We start from the raw sequence: 17720 nt of genomic DNA, 5'->3' as shown, positions 1-17720 counted from the left end.
CCCCAGGCTGCCGCATTCGCCCGGCCGTGCACCGCAACCGCCTGGCCCGGGGGAACATGTTTGCATGGAGTGATCTGAGAATACCGATCATCGCAGCGCCCATGGCGGGAGGTGCGTCCACACCTGAGCTCGTCGTCAGCGTCGGCGAGGCGGGAGGGCTGGGGTTCCTGGCCGCCGGATATAAGACGCCGGATGCGACGGCCCAGCAGATCATCGAGGTGCGGCAACGCACGCATCGCCCCTTCGGTGTCAACGTGTTCGTTCCTGGGCCGCCGCTGACTGACCAGACTGGAGTTGAGTCCTTCCGTGATGAACTGGCCGGGACCGCGCGGGCATACGGTGTGGAGCTGCCACCGATCCGGGTCGCGGATGACGACTGGTTCCCCGAGAAGCTGGCCCTGCTCGCCGAGCTGCGGGTCCCCGTGGTGTCTTTCACCTTCGGGCTGCCGCCGATCGAGTGGGTGCGGGAGCTGGGCGCTGCCGGCTCATACCTGATTGCGACGGTCACATCCGTTCAGGAGGCAGCGCTCGCCGGGGAACGAGGAATCGACGCGCTCTGCGTTCAGGGCACGGAGGCGGGAGGCCACCGAGGGACGTTCACCCCGGTTGAAGAGCCGGGGACAGTACCGCTGGCCGAGCTGGTCTCCGCCGTCCGTGAGGTCTCCCGGCTGCCGATCGTCGCAGCCGGCGGCATCCATTCCGGGGCGCAGATCGCCGCCCTCCGGGAGTCGGGAGCGGTCGCCGTGCAACTCGGAACCGGGTTCCTCCGCACCGATGAGTCAGGGGCCCACCCGTCGCACCAGGCTGCGTTCGCCGACCCGCGATTCTCTCGGACCGTGATCACGCGGGCGTTCTCCGGCCGCCCCGCCCGCGGCCTGCTGAACGCGTTCATCACCGAGCACGACGCCGCCGCACCCCGGGCCTATCCCCAGGTGCACCACCTCACGAAGGGGCTTAGGGCGGCAGCCGGCCGGCGCGGCGACCCGGACGGACTCGCGCTCTGGGCAGGCACCGGATACCGGTCTGCGAAAACCGGGCCTGCTTCGGACGTGCTGATGGGGCTGTGGGAGGAGACGCGCCTCGCGCCAGGCGCGGAAACGGAAAGGGACGTGTGACTGACCCGGTTGCTCGAACAGAGGTGGATCCGCTGCTGCCGGGTTCGCGGGATCCTGCTCAGGTTGCAGGGGGGCCGCGCTGTGGGAATCGTTGACGGCGAGGCCAGCGTCGGGCAACCCTCAGAACGGTGCGGGATCAGGGCCGGGATCGAGCACAGATTCCGGTGCAGGCTGCGGCGGCGGTTCCGGTGCCACGGCACGGATGACCGTGGCCGGCTCGGTCATGAACGAGCGCCCACTCGGTGACATCCACTCCAGAACACCCAATTCGAGGTGCTTGACGCTCCACCCGGTCTCGCTTTTCAGCGCATGGCACGGCGGACACAGGTGAGCGAGGTTGTCCTCGGCGGTCAGCCCGTTGAACTGCCAGTCCAGCGAATGGTCAAGGTCGGCATGCGCCGCCGACCGGTTGCAGCCGGGGAACCGGCAGGTCTCGTCCCTCACCCGCAGGTACTTCTTGAGGTCTTTGGGCACCTTGTACCGGTCCCGGCCGACCGAGAGCACCACCCCGGTCTCCGGATGCACGAGAAGCCGGGTGAAGCTCGGCGCCCCAGCTGCGATCCGCCGCGCGGTGTCCGCGTCGATCGGGCCGTAACCCTCCAGATGGGCCGGTTCGTCGTTGAGACCCATGAGACTGAACACCGGGACCGTGATGTTCACCGAACCGCGGATCCCCTTGCCGAGTCCCGACGGCGTCACCCCGTCGAGGATGAGGTCCTCGAACACGTCCGCCTTCAACTGGGTCAGGGTTCGTTCCTCCTCCTTGCTCTGCAGGCTCAGGGCCATCAGCGTCACCCGTTCGTACGCGGCCTGCGCCTTCTCCGCGCTGGCGTAGAAGGTGAGCGACGCCATCCCGTCCGGCTCGGGCTCGAAGAACACGGCCCGGTCCTGCACGGATTTCTGATGCCGGGCCTTGATCGTCTCCGGGTGCCACCGCTCCCGCAGAATCCGCGCGTTGTACTTCAGCTTCGAGGCGGTGAGAGTCGACGCGGATTTGAGTACCGCCGCTTCGAACTTCGCGCGCCCTTCTGCGGGAACCGACCAGGCCTGATTGATCACCGCCTTGGCGTGCTGGTAGCTGATCTCGCCCGATGCGAGCGCGGCCCGGGTCGCCGGGAGGTCACAGGCCAGGGCCCGGCTCTCCGCGACCAGGTTCTCCGCGGTGCGCTGCGGCACCCGGATCGTGCAGGCCAGTTCGCTGGAGAACTCCCGCTCGGCCACCTCCCGGGCGTCCCAGCGGGCACCCGGAATCCGGGCGGCGTTGTGGGCGATGGCCTGACCGAATCTGCGGGCGTCTTCGATCAGGCGAGCGACCTTGGCCTGGGCCCGGGCAACCTCACTGTGGGCGTCTTTGATCGCGTCGAAATGCCGGCCCATGGCCTCTCGCTCTTCGATCACTGCTGGCTTCATGAGGAACACGCTACGGGCACCCACCGACACGGCCCCGGCATCCGTGGACACCGTGGATAACCTGATCAAACCCACATTGTGGAGGACAAGTCGCACCCCGACAAGCAACACGGAGTGCAGTGGAGAACCGAGGGGAGCCTCTAGGCTGTGGTGATGACCACAGTCCTCGTTCTGAACGGCCCCAACCTTGGACGACTCGGCAGTCGCGAACCCGACGTCTACGGTTCGGCTGACCTCGACCAACTGCGGGCAACCCTCGTGCAGGCGGCACCCGCCGGGGTCACCGTCGATGTGCGCCAGACCGACGATGAGGCCGAGCTGATCCACTGGCTCTACGAAGCCGTCGACGAGCGGATCCCGGTGATCCTGAATCCGGCCGCGTTCACGCACTACAGCTACGCGCTGCGGGATGCCGCCGCCCTCGTCACCAAGGCCGGCCTCACCCTGGTGGAGGTGCACCTGTCCAACCCGCACGCCCGGGAGACCTTTCGCCACACCAGCGTGGTCAGCGCCGTCGCGACGGGAGTGATCGCCGGCTTCGGGTTCAATTCCTACCGCTTGGCCCTGGACTTCATCACCCGTTCCCTGGTCGACAGCACCGACAGCACCGACAGCACCGGTACAGCCCGCTGACCTGCCGCCGCGGCAGCCTTTGGCTCACAGGGCCGGGGCAACTACACTTGTTTGAGGCCGATTCGGCCGCGCACCTTCCTAATTGAATGGAACACCTTTTCATGGCATCTACCGCCGATATCCGAAATGGCGTCGTACTCAACATCGACGGCCAGCTCTGGGCTGTAACCGACTTCCAGCACGTCAAGCCCGGCAAGGGTGGCGCCTTCGTGCGCACCAAGCTGAAGAACGTCGTCACGGGCAAGACCGTCGACCGCACCTTCAACGCCGGCGCCAAGATCGAAACCGAGAACGTCGACCGCCAGGACTTCCAGTACCTGTACGCGGACGGCGACTCCTACGTCTTCATGGACGTCTCCGACTTCGACCAGCTGCACGTCCCCGCCCTGGTCGTGGGCGACGCCACCAACTTCATGCTCGAGAACCAGAACGTGACGATTGCCCTGCACAACGGCAACCCGCTCTACGTCGAGCTGCCGGCATCCGTCGTGCTCGAAATCACCTACACCGAGCCTGGCCTCCAGGGTGACCGCTCCACCGGCGGCACCAAGCCCGCCACGGTCGAAACCGGCTTCCAGATCCAGGTTCCGCTGTTCCTCGAGCAGGGCACCCGGGTCAAGGTAGACACCCGCACCGGCGATTACCTGGGCCGCGTCAACTAGTGAGCGCGCGCACTAAAGCGCGCAAGCGCGCGATCGACATTCTCTACATCGCCGACGTTCGGCAGATCACCATCCCGGAGTCCCTCGCCCTGGAAGCCCAGCGGGCGGCCAACGAGCCGGCCCGGATGGCGTCCTGGCTGTACGCGCGGGAGATCGTCGACGGCGTGGTGGACCACCGCGACGAGATCGACGAACTGATCGAGACGTACTCGCAGGGCTGGACGCTCAAGCGCATGCCCGTGATCGACCGCGCGATCCTGCGCATCGGCATCTGGGAGGTGCTCTTCAACGACGCCGTTCCGCACGCCGTCGCCATCGACGAGGCCGTCGAGGCCGCCAAGATCCTGTCGACGGATGACTCGGCCGGCTTCGTCAACGGACTACTCGGGCGCATCGCCCAAACCGCACCAACCGCGTAACCCGCGGCCAGCCAGGGGGACCGCATGACCAGCACCACGCCCGAACCGTCGAACGAGCCTGCTCCCTACATTCCGGTCCCCGGCTCACAGCCGTACCCGCAGCGGCCGAAGACGAACACGCTCGCGATCGTCTCCCTGGTGTCGGCGTTCTTCGTCTCCCTCGCCGCCGTGATCACCGGGCACATCGCGCTGGGCCAGATCAAGCGCCGCGGCGAAGGCGGGCGAGGCCTGGCCATCGCCGGCCTGATCCTCGGCTACGCCGGCATCGTCGCCACGATCATCGGCGTCGTGCTGTTGATCGTGTTCGCGGCGGCGCTGGGAGCATTCTTCAAAACCGCAACCCACGACGGATCCACCGGCGGGTCGACGTCGCAGGCAACGAGCCCGCCCCGGGCCGGCCTCCCCACCGGCACGGTCGGAGCGGCGAACTTCGACGCGGGGTACCTCGTCGTGGGCACGGGCCCCGACGTGGTCGACGTCTACTTCGACCCGATGTGCCCGTACTGTCAGCAGTTCGAGACGGCCAACGGCGACCAGCTCGCCGCCCTGGTGGCCGATGGGAGCATCACGCTGCGCCTGCACTCGCTGACCTTCCTCGACCGCGCCTCCCTCGGCACGGAGTATTCGTCCCGCGCCTCCGCCGCGCTGACCTGCCAGGCCACGCTGAACCCCGACGCCACTCTCGACTACCTCGCCGCCCTGTTCGCGAACCAGCCCGCGGAGAACACCGAAGGTCTCAGCGACGACGAGCTGGTGGCCCTCGCCGGCGACGGTTCGAGCATCGCGGAGTGCGTCGCATCCGGTGACTACCAGGCCTGGTCCCAGGCCAACACGGAGCAGGCCCTCACCGGCACCATCCCGGATGCCGACATCACGCAGATTCAGGGCACGCCCACCGCACTGGTCAACGGCAGCGTCTACTCCGGCAGCGTCACCGACCCGGCCGAGTTCCTCGCCTTCCTCGGCGCCAACGCCGTCTCCTAGCCCGGCGCCCTGACTCGGGTCAGGTGGAGACGCTGATGCTGGCGACGTTTCCGACGATGGATGCCCACGGGCGGATGTCGTCACCCGGCTGCTTCTTGTAGGGGCGGCCCGTGTGATCGCGGCAGTCGAAGGCGATCTCGGCCTCGAACGCGACGCCGATGGCGTAGGTGTGCGAGCCCTGCAACTGCAGCGTCACCGACAGGTCGGTGAACGCCTGCCGCTGTGAATTGATGACGGACCCGCCCTGCCCGCTCTCGCTGAACCTGAACAGACTGCGTGAACCGAATGGCCCAGGAGCTCCCACTGGCCCGTGACCGGGTCGATCTCCCAGCCGGCCAGATAGGCCGTGCCGCGGTACGCGAAGTGAGCGAACCCGGCCGGTGTGCCGGGCATGTGCCACCAGCGGGTTTCGGTGACGAGATCGATGTCGGCGCTCACGGTGACGGTGGAGAGGCTGGCCCGGGGAGTGATGCTGACGCCGGTACCGGCGAAACCGATGTAGCTCGGGTTCAGCGCGGAGACGTTGACCCAGCTGAACAGGCGGCCGTCCTTCTCCGAGGCGGAACTGCCGGCGGGCTGGCCCTTCTCCGTGTTCGACCACCGGTACCGGTACCGGTGGTCGCCCGGCGGCGCGACGAACCAGTACCTCTTGAAATCAGCCTCCGCCGGAATGTAGAGGCTGTCCGGCCAGGTCAGGGTGAAGACCGGACGGTCCCGGAAATACTGCGAGAATACCGCGTCCCGGTACTTGTGCACGCTCTCGAGCCGGGCCTCCTCGGTGGGAGCCAGGAGCTCGAGTTCGCGCTGCACGGACTCGATCTCCTGACGCCGCAACAGGCTGATCGGCCCGGCTGGTGCGCCCACCTCCGAGGCGAACGGGGACGGGCCCCGAGCTTCCCCTCGTCGTGACGCCTCGTCCGTCGGCGACATTGTCGGTCTCCCTCCGCAGCCTTTCCCGGGTCTGGCCCATCGTTGCCGGTAGCTTAACCGCGGCCGGCGCCCGTTGCTAGGGAGACCGCGGCCAGGGGAGGCGGCGTGAGGTGTTAGGGTGAAATCGGAAAAGATTTCCTTTAACAGCCGTCCGGTGAGGCGGGGAAGGAGGTCAGGTTTATGGCACGAACAGTGCTGAACCAGGCTGACATCACGCGAGCGTTGACTCGGATCTCCCACGAGATCCTGGAGTCCAATCGCGGCGCTGACAATCTCGTGATCCTGGGGATCCCCACCCGCGGTGTGGTACTCGCCCAGCGGATCGCGGAGACGATCCGGCGGATCGAACCGGCGGCGACCGGGGTGCGGGTCGGCTCCCTCGACGTCACGATGTACCGCGACGACCTCGCTCACACCCGCACCCGAACCCCCTCACGCACCCACGTCCCTGGGAGCATCGAGGGGGCCACCGTCGTGCTTGTCGACGACGTGCTGTACTCGGGCCGCACCATTCGTGCCGCCCTCGACGCCCTCGGCGACCACGGCCGCCCCACCGTCGTGCGCCTGGCCGTTCTGGTCGACCGCGGGCACCGGGAGCTGCCGATCCGTGCGGACTTCGTGGGCAAGAACCTGCCCAGCTCGACCGACGAACGCATCAACCTGCACCTGCTGGAGGTCGACGGCGACGAATTCGTCAGCATCGACGGCGGAGACGGCCCAGCGCACGTGGGCGCAGAGAACGAGGACGCGTCATGAGGCACCTCCTGTCGACCAAGGACATGAGCCGGGACGACGCGATCACGCTCCTCGACATCGCCGAGGACATGGCGGATGTCGCCGACCGCGAGGTCAAGAAGCTTCCGACCCTGCGCGGCAAAACCGTGGTCAACCTCTTCTTCGAGGACTCGACCCGTACCCGGATCTCGTTCGAGGCGGCCGCCAAGCGGCTCAGCGCCGACGTGATCAACTTCAGCGCGAAAGGATCGAGCGTGTCGAAGGGCGAGAGCCTCAAGGACACGGCCCAGACCCTCGCCGCCATGGGGGCGGATGCCGTCGTGATCCGCCACCCGGCCTCCGGCGCCCCGCACGTGCTCGCCGAAAGCGGCTGGATCGACGCCGGCATCATCAACGCGGGCGACGGGATGCACGAGCACCCGACCCAGGCGCTGCTGGACGCGTTCACCATCCGTCGTCGCCTGCACCAGGGCGGTGCCCGCGGGAAAGGCCTGGACGGCGTCACGGTCACCATCGTCGGCGACATTCTGCACTCCCGGGTCGCCCGCTCCAACGTGTGGCTGCTCACCACGTTGGGGGCACACGTCACGTTCGTCGCCCCGCCCACGCTGCTGCCGATGGACCTGACGGGGTGGCCGGCCGAGGTGGGTTTCGACCTGGACGCCGCGATCGACTCCGGCCCGGACGTGGTCATGATGCTGCGCATCCAGCTGGAACGGATGAACGCCGCGTTTTTCCCGAACAGCCGGGAGTACTCGCGCCGCTGGGGCCTGGACGATGAGCGTTTCGCCCGGCTGGCTCCGACTAGCATTGTGATGCACCCCGGCCCCATGAATCGCGGCCTGGAAATATCTTCAGCGGCGGCCGACTCGGCCGGCTCAACCGTGCGCGAACAGGTCGCGAACGGTGTTTCAGTGCGGATGGCGGCACTGTACCTGCTGCTGTCCGGCGATCGGGAGGATTCATAAATGTCCAGCGAACGCGCTGCCAGCACGCGCTACCTGATCAGGGGCGCCACACTTCCGGACGGAACCGGCACTGACCTGGTGCTCGCCGACGGACGCATCACCGAACTCGGCTCCGGTCTCTCCAGCGCCGGAGCGAGCGTCATCGACGCCGCCGGCCTGATCGCCCTGCCGGGACTCGTCGACCTGCACACGCACCTGCGCGAGCCGGGATTCGAGCAGAGCGAGACCATCCTCACCGGCAGCCGGGCCGCCGCGATCGGAGGCTTCACCAGCGTCTTCGCCATGGCCAACACCTCGCCCGTTCAGGACACGGCCGGGGTCGTCGAGCAGGTCCTCGCCCTCGGCGAACGGGCCGGCTACGTCACCGTGCAACCCATCGGCGCGGTCACCGTCGGACTCGCGGGGGAGCGCCTCGCCGAACTCGGCGCAATGGCGGCCAGCCGCGCCCGGGTACGGGTCTTCTCCGACGACGGCTTCTGCGTGTCGGACCCGCTGCTGATGCGCAGGGCCCTGGAATACGTCAAGGCGTTCGACGGGGTCGTCGCCCAGCACGCCCAGGAACCGAGACTGACCGAGAAAGCTCAGATGAACGAGGGCGCCCTCTCCGGCGAACTCGGGCTGACGGGCTGGCCGGCGGTCGCCGAGGAATCGATCATCGCCCGCGACGTGCTGCTGGCCGAGCACGTGGGGTCCCGCCTGCACGTGTGCCACGTGTCGACGGCGGGCTCGGTCGACGTCATCCGCTGGGCCAAGGCCCGTGGAATTAACGTGACGGCCGAGGCCACGCCCCACCACCTGCTGCTGACCGAAGACCTGGTCGTCGGTTACGACGCCCGGTTCAAGGTGAACCCCCCGCTGCGCCGCCGGGAAGACGTGGAGGCACTGCGCGCCGGCCTCGCCGACGGCACGATCGACATCGTGGCCACCGATCATGCCCCGCACCCAGTGGAGTCAAAGGACTGCGAATGGGATGCCGCGGCGAACGGCATGGTCGGCCTCGAGTCCGCCCTGTCCGTCGTGCACGCGGCCGTGGTCGCCGGCGGACAGCTGGACTGGTCCGACATCGCCCGGGTGCTCTCGGCCACCCCCGCCCGGATCGGCCGCGTGAACGGCCAGGGCCAGGGGCTCGTCGTGGGCGCTCCCGCCGAGCTCACCCTCTACGATCCGTCGGCCAGCCGGGTCTTCGACCGCGAGGACCTGGCCGGCAAGGGCGTCAACTCGCCCTACCTGACCATGACCCTGCCCGGCCGGGTGCACGCCACCTTCCACCGGGGCTACGCCACAGTGCTGGACGGAATGCTGCGGCCGATCGCGGAGATCGCCGCCCACGGGGAGAACGACCGTGGCTAGGACCATCGCCACCGTCATCACCGTCGCGGTGCTGCTCGGCGTGCTCGCGCTGATGTACCGCAGCTGGCGCGGCCGCGGCCGGCGCGACGCGGCACTGCCGGCCGGTTACCCCCTGCCGGTCGACGCCGGCGCCGAACTGGCGTCCGTCGCCGTGTTCTACGTGGCCACCACCCTGCGCGGCCGACCGCTGGAGCGCCTCAACATCAGCGGGCTCGGCTTCCGGGCCAGGGCACGCCTCGCCGTGACCGAGGCCGGCGTCATGCTGGTCCTCGCCGGCGAGGAGACCGTCTTCATCCCCGGCGCCGCGATCCAGGTGCTCGAGGACGCGACCTACGCCATCGACCGCGTGGTCGAGCCGGACGGGCTGCTTCTGCTGGGCTGGCGCCTGGCCGGGCCGACCACCGGCGCGTCCCGGGTGGACGAGCCCCAGACCGTCGACAGCTATTTCCGAGTCCTTGACCCATCCGACCGCGTCAAACTGAACGACGCCATCCGAACCATTGCGGCCGACGCCCTGCGCCCGGCCACGCATGATGAAAGCGAGGCGTAGCGTGAGCAACGCAGCGACCCCCGACCGACCGACTGCCGCCGTACTCGTGCTCGAAGACGGCCGCCGCTACGAAGGCCGGGCCTACGGCAGCCAGGGCCAGACCCTCGGCGAGATCGTCTTCGCCACCGGCATGACCGGCTACCAGGAGACCCTCACCGACCCGTCCTACGCCGGCCAGATCGTGCTGATGACGGCTCCGCACATCGGCAACACCGGCGCCAACGACGAAGACATGGAATCCCGCCGCATCTGGGTCTCCGGTTTCGTGGTGCGCGAGCCGGCCCGGATCGCCTCCAACTTCCGGTCGACCCGCAGCCTGGACGATGACCTCGAGAGCGGGGGAGTCGTCGGGATCAGCGGCATCGACACGCGCGCCATCACCCGCCACATCCGGTCCGCCGGCGCCATGAGAAGCGGCATCTTCTCCGGTGACCGCTTCGCCATTTCCGACGGCGAACAGCTCGAGCTGGTGCGCTCCGGCGCCGCCATGCGCGGCCGCAACCTGTCCGACGAGGTCTCCACCGTTGAGCCGTTCTCGGTCCCCGCGCAGGGGGAACGCATCGGTTCGGTCGTCGTGCTCGACCTCGGCGTCAAGACGTCCACTCTCAACCACCTGGCCGCACGCGGCTTCGAGGTTCTGGTGCTGCCCCAGTCGGTCACCGCGGAGCACGTGCTCTCGCTGAACCCCTCGGCCGTCTTCTTCTCGAACGGCCCCGGCGACCCGGCCGCCTCCGACGCCCACGTGACGCTCCTGCAGGAAATCCTGCGCGCCGGCGTGCCCTACTTCGGGATCTGCTTCGGCAACCAGCTGCTCGGCCGCGCGCTGGGGTTCCGTACCTACAAGCTGCCTTTCGGCCACCGCGGCATCAACCAGCCGGTCCTCGACAAGAGCACCGGCCGGGTGGAGATCACGTCCCAGAACCACGGTTTCGCCGTGGACATGCCGATCGAGGGCGTGCACGACTCCCGCACCGGATTCGGCAAGGTCGAAGTGAGCCACTACAGCCTCAACGACCAGGTGGTCGAGGGCATCCGCTGCCTCGATATTCCCGCCTTCTCGGTGCAGTACCACCCGGAGTCCGCGGCCGGCCCGCACGACGCCGAGTACCTTTTTGATCGGTTCAGGGAAGTGGTGGTCGCTCATCGTGCGGCCGCCGGAGCAGGAGACGCCAAGTAATGCCCAAGCGCGACGACATCAACAGCGTTCTCGTCATCGGGTCGGGACCGATCGTGATCGGCCAGGCCTGCGAGTTCGACTACTCGGGCACCCAGGCGTGCCGCGTGCTGCGGGCAGAGGGAGTCAGGGTCATCCTGGTCAACTCGAACCCGGCCACGATCATGACCGACCCCGACTTCGCCGACGCCACCTACATCGAGCCGATCACCCCGGAGATCCTCGAAACGATCATCGCCAAGGAGCGTCCGGATGCGATCCTGCCCACTCTCGGCGGGCAGACGGCGCTCAACGCGGCCATCCAGCTGCACGAGCGCGGCATCCTGGCCAAGTACGACGTGGAACTGATCGGCGCCTCCTTCGAGGCCATCCAGAAGGGGGAGGACCGCCAGATCTTCAAGCAGCTGGTGCTTGACGCGGGCGCCGGCGTCGCCCGCTCCTACATCGCCCACACGGTCGACGAGGCCGTCGGGTTCGCAGGCGACCTCGGCTACCCCCTGGTCGTTCGCCCCTCCTTCACGATGGGCGGCCTCGGTTCCGGCTTCGCCTACACCGAGCCCGAACTGCGCCGCATCGTCGGCGACGGGCTGCACCAGAGCCCCACCAGCGAGGTCCTGCTCGAGGAGTCCATCCTCGGCTGGAAGGAGTACGAGCTGGAAATGATGCGCGACACCGCCGACAACACGGTCGTCGTCTGCTCGATCGAGAACGTGGACCCCGTCGGCGTGCACACCGGCGACTCGATCACGGTCGCCCCGGCCCTGACCCTGACCGACCGCGAGTACCAGAAGCTGCGCGACATCAGCATCGACATCATCCGCGCCGTCGGCGTGGACACCGGCGGCTGCAACATCCAGTTCGCGATCAACCCGGCCGACGGCCGCATCATCGTGATCGAGATGAACCCGCGCGTCTCCCGCTCGTCCGCCCTGGCCAGCAAGGCGACCGGCTTCCCGATCGCGAAGATCGCGGCCAAGCTCGCCCTCGGCTACCGGCTGGACGAGATCCCGAACGACATCACCGGCGTCACCCCGGCCAGCTTCGAGCCCACCCTGGACTACGTCGTGGTCAAGGTGCCCCGGTTCGCGTTCGAGAAGTTCCCGGCCGCCGACCAGCGCCTGACCACTACCATGAAGTCCGTGGGCGAGGCGATGGCCATCGGCCGCAGCTACACCTCCGCGCTGCAGAAGGCGCTCCGCTCGCTGGAGAAGCGCGGCTCCTCCTTCCACTGGGGTGCCGAGACCCGCACGGTCGAGGAACTCCTCACCGTCGCGGAGGTTCCGACGGACGGGCGCATCGTGACCGTGCAGCAGGCGCTCCGCCGGGGCGCCACGATCGAGCAGGTCTTCGAGGCCACCAAGATCGACCCCTGGTTCATCGACCAGATCGTGCTGATCAACGAGATCGCCGACGAGATCGCGGCCGCCGAGCGGCTCGACACCGACATCCTCCTCCGGGCCAAGGACCACGGCTTCTCCGACGCCCAGATCGGCGAGCTGCGCGGATTCGGCGAAGCGGATGTCCGCACGGTGCGCCACATCCTCGGGGTGCGCCCGGTCTTCAAGACCGTCGACACCTGCGCAGGCGAGTTCCCCGCGCTGACGCCGTACCACTACTCCAGTTACGACCAGGATACCGAGGTCGTGCCCAGCGACCGCAAGAAGGTCGTCATCCTCGGCTCCGGCCCGAACCGGATCGGCCAGGGCGTCGAGTTCGACTACTCCTGCGTGCACGCCTCCTTCGCCCTCTCCGAGGCCGGCTACGAGACGATCATGATCAACTGTAACCCGGAGACGGTCTCGACCGACTACGACACCTCCGACCGGCTCTACTTCGAGCCGCTCACCCTGGAAGACGTGCTCGAGGTCATCCACGCCGAAAGCCGGAGCGGCGAACTCGTCGGCGTGGTCGTGCAGCTCGGCGGCCAGACCGCGCTCGGCCTCGCCAAGGGGCTAGAAGCCGAGGGGATCCCGATCCTCGGCACCACCCCGGCGGCGATCGACCTGGCGGAGGAGCGCGGACTGTTCTCCGGCATCCTCGACCAGGCGGGCCTGCTCGCGCCCCGCAACGGCGTGGCCACCGACTACGCCGGCGCCGTCGTGGTGGCCGAGGAGATCGGCTACCCCGTGCTCGTGCGCCCGAGCTACGTGCTCGGCGGCCGGGGCATGGAGATCGTCTACGACTCCGCGTCACTGGCCGACTACTTCACCCGGATGGCCGGTCAGGGCATCATCGGCCCGTCGCATCCGTTGCTCGTGGACCGGTTCCTCGACGACGCGATCGAGATCGACGTTGACGCCATCTACGACGGCACCGAGCTTTACATCGGCGGCGTGATGGAGCACATCGAGGAGGCCGGGATCCACTCCGGCGACTCGAGCTGCACCCTGCCGCCGGTCACCCTCGGCCGCGCGGAGATCGACCGGGTGCGCGAGGCGACGCTCGGCATCGCCCGCGGCATCGGCGTGCGCGGCCTGCTGAACGTGCAGTTCGCCATCGGCGCCGGCGTGCTCTACGTGCTCGAAGCGAACCCTCGCGCCTCGCGCACCGTGCCGTTCGTGGCCAAGGCCCTCGGCATCACCCTGGCCAAGGCCGCCGCGCTGATCATGGTCGGCAAGACCATCGCCGAACTGAAGGCCGAGGGCAAGCTGCCCCTGATCGACGGCTCCAGGGTGCCGATGGATGCCCCGGTCGCCGTGAAGGAAGCCGTGCTCCCGTTCAACCGGTTCCGCACGCCGGAGGGCCTGGTCGTGGATTCCGTGCTCGGGCCGGAGATGCGCTCGACCGGTGAGGTCATGGGCATCGACCGCGACTTCCCGCGGGCCTTCGCCAAGAGCCAGCTCGCGGCCTACGGCGGAATTCCGCTCACCGGCACCGTCTTCGTCTCGGTCTCCGACCGGGACAAGCGCGCCATCATCCTGCCCATGCTGCGGCTGCAGCAGCTGGGCTACACCATCACGGCGACGGAAGGGACCGCGGAGGTCCTGCAGCGGAACGGCATCCGTGCCGGCATCGTGACCAAGTTCAGTGAGAAGGCCGACGAGGCGGACGTGTCGATCGTGGAACTGATCCGCCGCGAAGAGGTGCAGATCGTCATCAACACGCCCGGCGGCCGCACCGCCCGCGCCGACGGCTACGAGATCCGCGCGGCCGCGGTCGCCGCGGACCTCCCGCTGTTCACCACCATCGCCGAGTTGAGCGCAGCCGTTGCCTCGCTCGACGCCATCCGCGGCGGCTTCGAGGTGACCTCGCTGCAGGAGTACACCACCACCCGGACCAACGCGCTGTGAACGGGGGAGACGGCGCGGCCGGCCCGTCGACCTTCGGCGGGCGGCTGGGGCAGGCCTTCTCGCGCTGGGGGCAGCTGTGCGTCGGGATCGACCCGCACGCCTGGCTCCTGACGGACTGGGGGCTGCCGGACACGGCTGCGGGCGCCGAGTCGTTCGGACGGCAGGTCGTGGCGGCCTCCGCCGGGCAGGTGGGCCTGGTGAAGCCGCAGGTGGCGTTCTACGAGCGGTTCGGCTCGGCCGGCTACGTGGCGCTGGAACGCGTCCTGGCGGACGCCCGTGAGGCCGGCCTGCTCGTGATCGCCGACGTCAAGCGCGGCGACCTGGGCACCAGCGTCGAGGCCTACGGGCAGGCGTGGCTCAGCCCCGGTTCGGCCCTCGAGGTCGACGCCATCACCGTGAACGCCTACATGGGCGTCGGCTCGCTCGCGGAGGTCTTCACCCTCGCCGGTGAAACCGGGAAGGGCCTCTTCCTGCTCGCAGCGACCTCGAACCCGGAGGCGGCGGCCATCCAGCGCGCCGTCGTCGCCGACGGGCCGCAGGCCGGCGTCACCGTCGCGCGCGCGGTCTTCGATGACGTTTCCGGCCGGAATGCGGGCAGTGTCACCGAACTGGGCTCGTTTGGGGTTGTGCTCGGGGCGACCCTGGACCTGGCCACGTTCGGCCTCGATCTGTCGTCGGCACCCGCGACCGGGCTCACGCCCATACTCGCCCCGGGCTTCGGTCACCAGGGCGCGGAGGTATCTAAACTGAGGATCTTGTACGGGGGGTACGCTCGAGGCGTTATCGTGAGTGAATCGCGCAGCGTTCTAGCGGTCGGCCCCGACCGAATCAAAAAGATGATTGCGCGCCGAGTAGTTGAAGCTGGAGCGGCCCGTGGCTGAGAAACGCCCTACCCCACCTGACGTCGACCGGGTTGCAGCCTCGCGCGCAGCCGTGGCGGCCCGCCGAGCGCGCGCCGCCGTTAAAACGCAGATCGCACACGGAAAACGTTCGGCACTCGAAGTGCTGGCTGTGGCCACGGAAAGCCCGGAGGGCATCGAGGGCCGGCTGCGGGTGACGGAATTCCTGGTGAGCATCCCGGCCATCGGCGTCACCAAGATGCACCGCATCATGGAGAAGCTCGAGATCTCGCCATCGAAGCGTTTAGGCGGCCTCGGCAAGCACCAACTCGCCCGGTTGCAGGACTTCCTCACCACCCGCACCACCTCCCGGCGCGGAGAATCCGCCGCCCGCCTGGTTGTTCTCGCCGGACCGACCGCGGTCGGCAAGGGAACCGTTGCCGCCTACATCCGTCAGCACTACCCCGACGTGCACCTGTCAGTGTCGGCGACGACGCGGGCGCCCCGGCCGGGCGAGACCGAAGGCGTGAGCTACTTCTTCGTCGACGACGCCGAGTTCGACCGCATGGTCGATGCCGGGGAACTCCTGGAATGGGCGACCGTGCACAACGCCTACCGGTACGGCACCCCCCGCGGCCCGGTCGACGAAGCCCTCAGCCACGGCGACAGTGTGCTCCTCGAAATCGACATCCAGGGCGCCCGTGCCGTTCGCCGGGCCATGCCGGAAGCCCGGCTTGTCTTCCTGCTGCCGCCCACCTGGGAGGAACTCCTGCGTCGGCTGATCGGCCGGGACACCGAAAGTGGCGCCGAACAGACCCGCCGACTGGAGACCGCCAAGCTCGAATTGGCAGCCCAGGGGGAGTTCGATTTCCGGGTCGTGAACCACGACGTGGCCGAGGCCGCCCGCGAGGTCGTAGACTTGTTGAATCTGCGCAAGGCACCGCCGCTGCCATAGCGCCCGTTTTGTCGTGAATTTCCGCGCCGCGTGACTCACGCGACCACCTGCATCATCTGCCCGCTGCTGCCACGTTTCGCAGCACGAACCGCTCTGAAGGAGTGACACCAATGGCCACCAAGCTCACTGGCATCATTGACCCGCCCATCGACGACCTGCTGACCAAGGTCGACTCCAAGTACGCCCTCGTCGTCTTCGCCTCCAAGCGCGCACGCCAGATCAACGACTACTACGCGGACCTGCACGAAGGCAGCCTCTTCGACAACGTCGGTCCCCTCGTCGACTCGACCGTGGAGGACAAGCCGCTCTCGGTCGCCCTGCGCGAGATCAACGAGGACAAGCTCGTCTCCCGCCCCATCGTCGAGTAACACAGCTCGCAGCCAGAGCGCGCAGGATGTCGTCAGGTCGTACGGTCGTCGTCGGGATAACCGGCGGCATCGCCGCTTACAAGGCCGTCAACGTCGTGCGCGCTTTTGTGTTGCGGGGAGACACCGTGCACGTCGTGGCCACGCCGGCGGCCCTGCGGTTCGTGGGCAAGCCCACCCTGGAGGCCATCTCCCGGAACCCCGTGCACACGGACCTGTATGAGGGCGTGGCCGAGGTGCGGCACGTGGCGATCGGGCAGTCCGCCGACCTGATCGTCGTGGCACCGGCCACGGCGAACAGCATCGCGAAGCTGGCCGCCGGTCTCGCCGACGACCTGCTCGGAAACACCATCCTGGCCAGCACCGCCCCGCTCGTGATCGCGCCGGCCATGCACACGGAAATGTGGAACAACCCGGCCACCGTCGCCAACGTCGCGACCCTGCGCGCGCGCGGCGTCACCATCGTCGGGCCCGGCACCGGCCCGCTGACCGGGTCAGACACCGGGGCCGGCCGGATGGCCGAACCGGACACGATCGTCGCCGCGGCACTCGCCGCCCTGGCCGCGACTGAGAACGGCCGCCCGCAGTCGGACCTCGCGGGGAAGCGCATCGTGATCACCGCCGGCGGCACCCGGGAACCGCTCGACCCGGTGCGCTTCCTCGGGAACCGCTCCAGCGGCAAGCAGGGCGTAGCCCTGGCGGAGTCCGCCGCGGCACGGGGAGCCACCGTGATCCTGATCGCCGCCAACCTGGAGGTCCCGGCCCCCACCACGGTTCAACTCCTGCTGGTGAGCTCGGCGCTCGACCTGGAACGGGCCGTCACCGAGACAGCCGCCGACGCCGACGCCGTGATCATGGCCGCCGCGGTGGCGGACTACCGGCCGGCGACCGTACGGGCAGACAAGATCAAAAAGGACGACACCGGGGACTCGCTCGTGCTGGAACTCACCCGCAACCCCGACATCCTGGCCGGGCTCGCGGCCGGGAAGAAGCCCGGGCAGGTCCTGATCGGCTTCGCCGCCGAAACCGAGACCGACCCTGACCTGCTTCTCGCCCTGGGCCGGGCCAAGCTCGCCCGCAAGGGCTGCGATTTCCTGGTGGTCAACCGGGTGGGATGGTCGGAGGGATTTGCCTCGGACCGTAACGAAGTCAGGGTGCTCGACAGCGCTGGAGATATAGTGTGTGAGGCCTCCGGAACCAAGATGTCGGTGGCCCAGCGCATCCTTGACCTGATCGCCTGAGCCTGCCGGGCATCCGTTCACGGGTTGCCGGGCTGTTCGCGGCGCCGGAGTCCTCCGGGGCCGGTCGGGTCGGGTTTTTTCACCATGTTCACTTCAACAC

Annotated in this window: 18 protein-coding genes; 15 read left to right on the top strand and 3 right to left on the bottom strand. The window is 68.4% G+C overall.

Going from position 1 to position 17720, the window contains the following annotated elements:
• Positions 1–56 precede the first annotated feature (56 nt).
• The gene (locus E3O49_RS03150; RefSeq protein WP_134366688.1) at positions 57–1115 is read left to right on the top strand and encodes an NAD(P)H-dependent flavin oxidoreductase; all 1059 of its coding nucleotides are present in this window, start codon (positions 57–59) and stop codon (positions 1113–1115) included.
• Between the two features lie 120 nt (positions 1116–1235).
• Here the strand turns inward: E3O49_RS03150 and E3O49_RS03145 are convergent, their stop codons facing one another.
• A complete protein-coding gene (locus E3O49_RS03145; protein WP_134450986.1) occupies positions 1236–2525 on the bottom strand; it encodes an HNH endonuclease signature motif containing protein in 1290 nt (429 codons plus the stop codon).
• Positions 2526–2678: 153 nt separating this feature from the next.
• On the opposite strand from E3O49_RS03145, the gene E3O49_RS03140 reads away from it, so the two are divergent.
• The 4 genes from E3O49_RS03140 to E3O49_RS03125 all read left to right on the top strand — a co-directional run bounded on the left by E3O49_RS03140 (position 2679) and on the right by E3O49_RS03125 (position 5223).
• On the top strand, positions 2679–3158 hold the full coding sequence (locus E3O49_RS03140; protein WP_134450984.1) for a type II 3-dehydroquinate dehydratase: 480 nt from the start codon (positions 2679–2681) through the stop codon (positions 3156–3158).
• Positions 3159–3259: 101 nt separating this feature from the next.
• On the top strand, positions 3260–3820 hold the full coding sequence (gene efp, locus E3O49_RS03135) for an elongation factor P (RefSeq protein ID WP_134366685.1): 561 nt from the start codon (positions 3260–3262) through the stop codon (positions 3818–3820).
• Positions 3820–4239: a transcription antitermination factor NusB gene (gene nusB, locus E3O49_RS03130; protein ID WP_134366684.1), complete on the top strand. Its 420-nt coding sequence runs from the start codon at positions 3820–3822 to the stop codon at positions 4237–4239. The genes efp and nusB overlap by 1 nt, the downstream gene beginning before the upstream one ends.
• A gap of 24 nt (positions 4240–4263) precedes the next feature.
• Positions 4264–5223, top strand: coding sequence for a thioredoxin domain-containing protein (locus E3O49_RS03125; RefSeq protein ID WP_134366683.1), 960 nt, complete (start codon positions 4264–4266; stop codon positions 5221–5223).
• A 19-nt stretch (positions 5224–5242) separates the two neighbouring features.
• Here E3O49_RS03125 and E3O49_RS16455 read toward each other — a convergent pair whose 3' ends face one another.
• Both E3O49_RS16455 and E3O49_RS03120 read right to left on the bottom strand, forming a co-directional pair.
• The gene (locus tag E3O49_RS16455; protein WP_160141010.1) at positions 5243–5419 is read right to left on the bottom strand and encodes a hypothetical protein; all 177 of its coding nucleotides are present in this window, start codon (positions 5417–5419) and stop codon (positions 5243–5245) included.
• A complete protein-coding gene (locus E3O49_RS03120) occupies positions 5416–6153 on the bottom strand; it encodes a hypothetical protein (protein WP_134366682.1) in 738 nt (245 codons plus the stop codon). The genes E3O49_RS16455 and E3O49_RS03120 overlap by 4 nt, the downstream gene beginning before the upstream one ends.
• 180 nt (positions 6154–6333) lie before the next feature.
• Here E3O49_RS03120 and pyrR point away from each other — a divergent pair, with 180 nt between their 5' ends.
• The 10 genes from pyrR (at position 6334) to coaBC (ending at position 17620) form a co-directional block, all read left to right on the top strand.
• Complete coding sequence (pyrR, locus tag E3O49_RS03115; protein ID WP_134366681.1) at positions 6334–6909, top strand: bifunctional pyr operon transcriptional regulator/uracil phosphoribosyltransferase PyrR; 576 nt, start codon at positions 6334–6336, stop codon at positions 6907–6909.
• Positions 6906–7856 carry an aspartate carbamoyltransferase catalytic subunit gene (locus E3O49_RS03110; protein ID WP_134366680.1) on the top strand — a complete coding sequence of 317 codons (951 nt, stop codon included), beginning with the start codon at positions 6906–6908 and terminating at the stop codon, positions 7854–7856. Before pyrR ends, E3O49_RS03110 begins: the two co-directional genes overlap by 4 nt.
• Positions 7857–9206: a dihydroorotase gene (locus E3O49_RS03105; RefSeq protein WP_134366679.1), complete on the top strand. Its 1350-nt coding sequence runs from the start codon at positions 7857–7859 to the stop codon at positions 9204–9206.
• Positions 9199–9756, top strand: coding sequence for a PH-like domain-containing protein (locus E3O49_RS03100; protein WP_134366678.1), 558 nt, complete (start codon positions 9199–9201; stop codon positions 9754–9756). Before E3O49_RS03105 ends, E3O49_RS03100 begins: the two co-directional genes overlap by 8 nt.
• Positions 9740–10933: a glutamine-hydrolyzing carbamoyl-phosphate synthase small subunit gene (carA, locus tag E3O49_RS03095; RefSeq protein WP_134366755.1), complete on the top strand. Its 1194-nt coding sequence runs from the start codon at positions 9740–9742 to the stop codon at positions 10931–10933. The genes E3O49_RS03100 and carA overlap by 17 nt, the downstream gene beginning before the upstream one ends.
• Positions 10933–14220, top strand: a complete 3288-nt coding sequence (gene carB, locus E3O49_RS03090) for a carbamoyl-phosphate synthase large subunit (protein WP_134366677.1) — start codon at positions 10933–10935, stop codon at positions 14218–14220. Before carA ends, carB begins: the two co-directional genes overlap by 1 nt.
• Positions 14217–15101: an orotidine-5'-phosphate decarboxylase gene (gene pyrF / locus E3O49_RS03085; protein ID WP_174235667.1), complete on the top strand. Its 885-nt coding sequence runs from the start codon at positions 14217–14219 to the stop codon at positions 15099–15101. The genes carB and pyrF overlap by 4 nt, the downstream gene beginning before the upstream one ends.
• Positions 15094–16014, top strand: a complete 921-nt coding sequence (gmk, locus tag E3O49_RS03080; RefSeq protein ID WP_134366676.1) for a guanylate kinase — start codon at positions 15094–15096, stop codon at positions 16012–16014. The genes pyrF and gmk overlap by 8 nt, the downstream gene beginning before the upstream one ends.
• A gap of 110 nt (positions 16015–16124) precedes the next feature.
• A complete protein-coding gene (rpoZ, locus tag E3O49_RS03075) occupies positions 16125–16382 on the top strand; it encodes a DNA-directed RNA polymerase subunit omega (protein ID WP_134366675.1) in 258 nt (85 codons plus the stop codon).
• A 26-nt stretch (positions 16383–16408) separates the two neighbouring features.
• Complete coding sequence (gene coaBC, locus E3O49_RS03070) at positions 16409–17620, top strand: bifunctional phosphopantothenoylcysteine decarboxylase/phosphopantothenate--cysteine ligase CoaBC (protein WP_134450982.1); 1212 nt, start codon at positions 16409–16411, stop codon at positions 17618–17620.
• Positions 17621–17720 lie beyond the last annotated feature (100 nt).

It is taken from the genome of Cryobacterium shii (assembly GCF_004402595.1).
Classification (GTDB): Bacteria; Actinomycetota; Actinomycetes; order Actinomycetales; family Microbacteriaceae; genus Cryobacterium; species Cryobacterium shii.
The sequence above is the reverse complement of the archived record's forward strand: the minus strand, read 5'-3'. Positions and strand labels throughout refer to the sequence as shown.

What these genes read in the sequence shown, in the direction of transcription:
- E3O49_RS03150 (WP_134366688.1), top strand. Translation starts at nt 57, where the DNA reads ATGTTTGCATGGAGTGATCTGAGAATACCGATCATCGCAGCGCCCATG.
- E3O49_RS03145 (WP_134450986.1), bottom strand. Translation starts at nt 2,525, where the DNA reads ATGAAGCCAGCAGTGATCGAAGAGCGAGAGGCCATGGGCCGGCATTTC.
- E3O49_RS03140 (WP_134450984.1), top strand. Translation starts at nt 2,679, where the DNA reads ATGACCACAGTCCTCGTTCTGAACGGCCCCAACCTTGGACGACTCGGC.
- efp (WP_134366685.1), top strand. Translation starts at nt 3,260, where the DNA reads ATGGCATCTACCGCCGATATCCGAAATGGCGTCGTACTCAACATCGAC.
- E3O49_RS03125 (WP_134366683.1), top strand. Translation starts at nt 4,264, where the DNA reads ATGACCAGCACCACGCCCGAACCGTCGAACGAGCCTGCTCCCTACATT.
- E3O49_RS03120 (WP_134366682.1), bottom strand. Translation starts at nt 6,153, where the DNA reads ATGTCGCCGACGGACGAGGCGTCACGACGAGGGGAAGCTCGGGGCCCG.
- pyrR (WP_134366681.1), top strand. Translation starts at nt 6,334, where the DNA reads ATGGCACGAACAGTGCTGAACCAGGCTGACATCACGCGAGCGTTGACT.
- E3O49_RS03110 (WP_134366680.1), top strand. Translation starts at nt 6,906, where the DNA reads ATGAGGCACCTCCTGTCGACCAAGGACATGAGCCGGGACGACGCGATC.
- E3O49_RS03105 (WP_134366679.1), top strand. Translation starts at nt 7,857, where the DNA reads ATGTCCAGCGAACGCGCTGCCAGCACGCGCTACCTGATCAGGGGCGCC.
- carA (WP_134366755.1), top strand. Translation starts at nt 9,740, where the DNA reads ATGAAAGCGAGGCGTAGCGTGAGCAACGCAGCGACCCCCGACCGACCG.
- carB (WP_134366677.1), top strand. Translation starts at nt 10,933, where the DNA reads ATGCCCAAGCGCGACGACATCAACAGCGTTCTCGTCATCGGGTCGGGA.
- rpoZ (WP_134366675.1), top strand. Translation starts at nt 16,125, where the DNA reads ATGGCCACCAAGCTCACTGGCATCATTGACCCGCCCATCGACGACCTG.
- coaBC (WP_134450982.1), top strand. Translation starts at nt 16,409, where the DNA reads ATGTCGTCAGGTCGTACGGTCGTCGTCGGGATAACCGGCGGCATCGCC.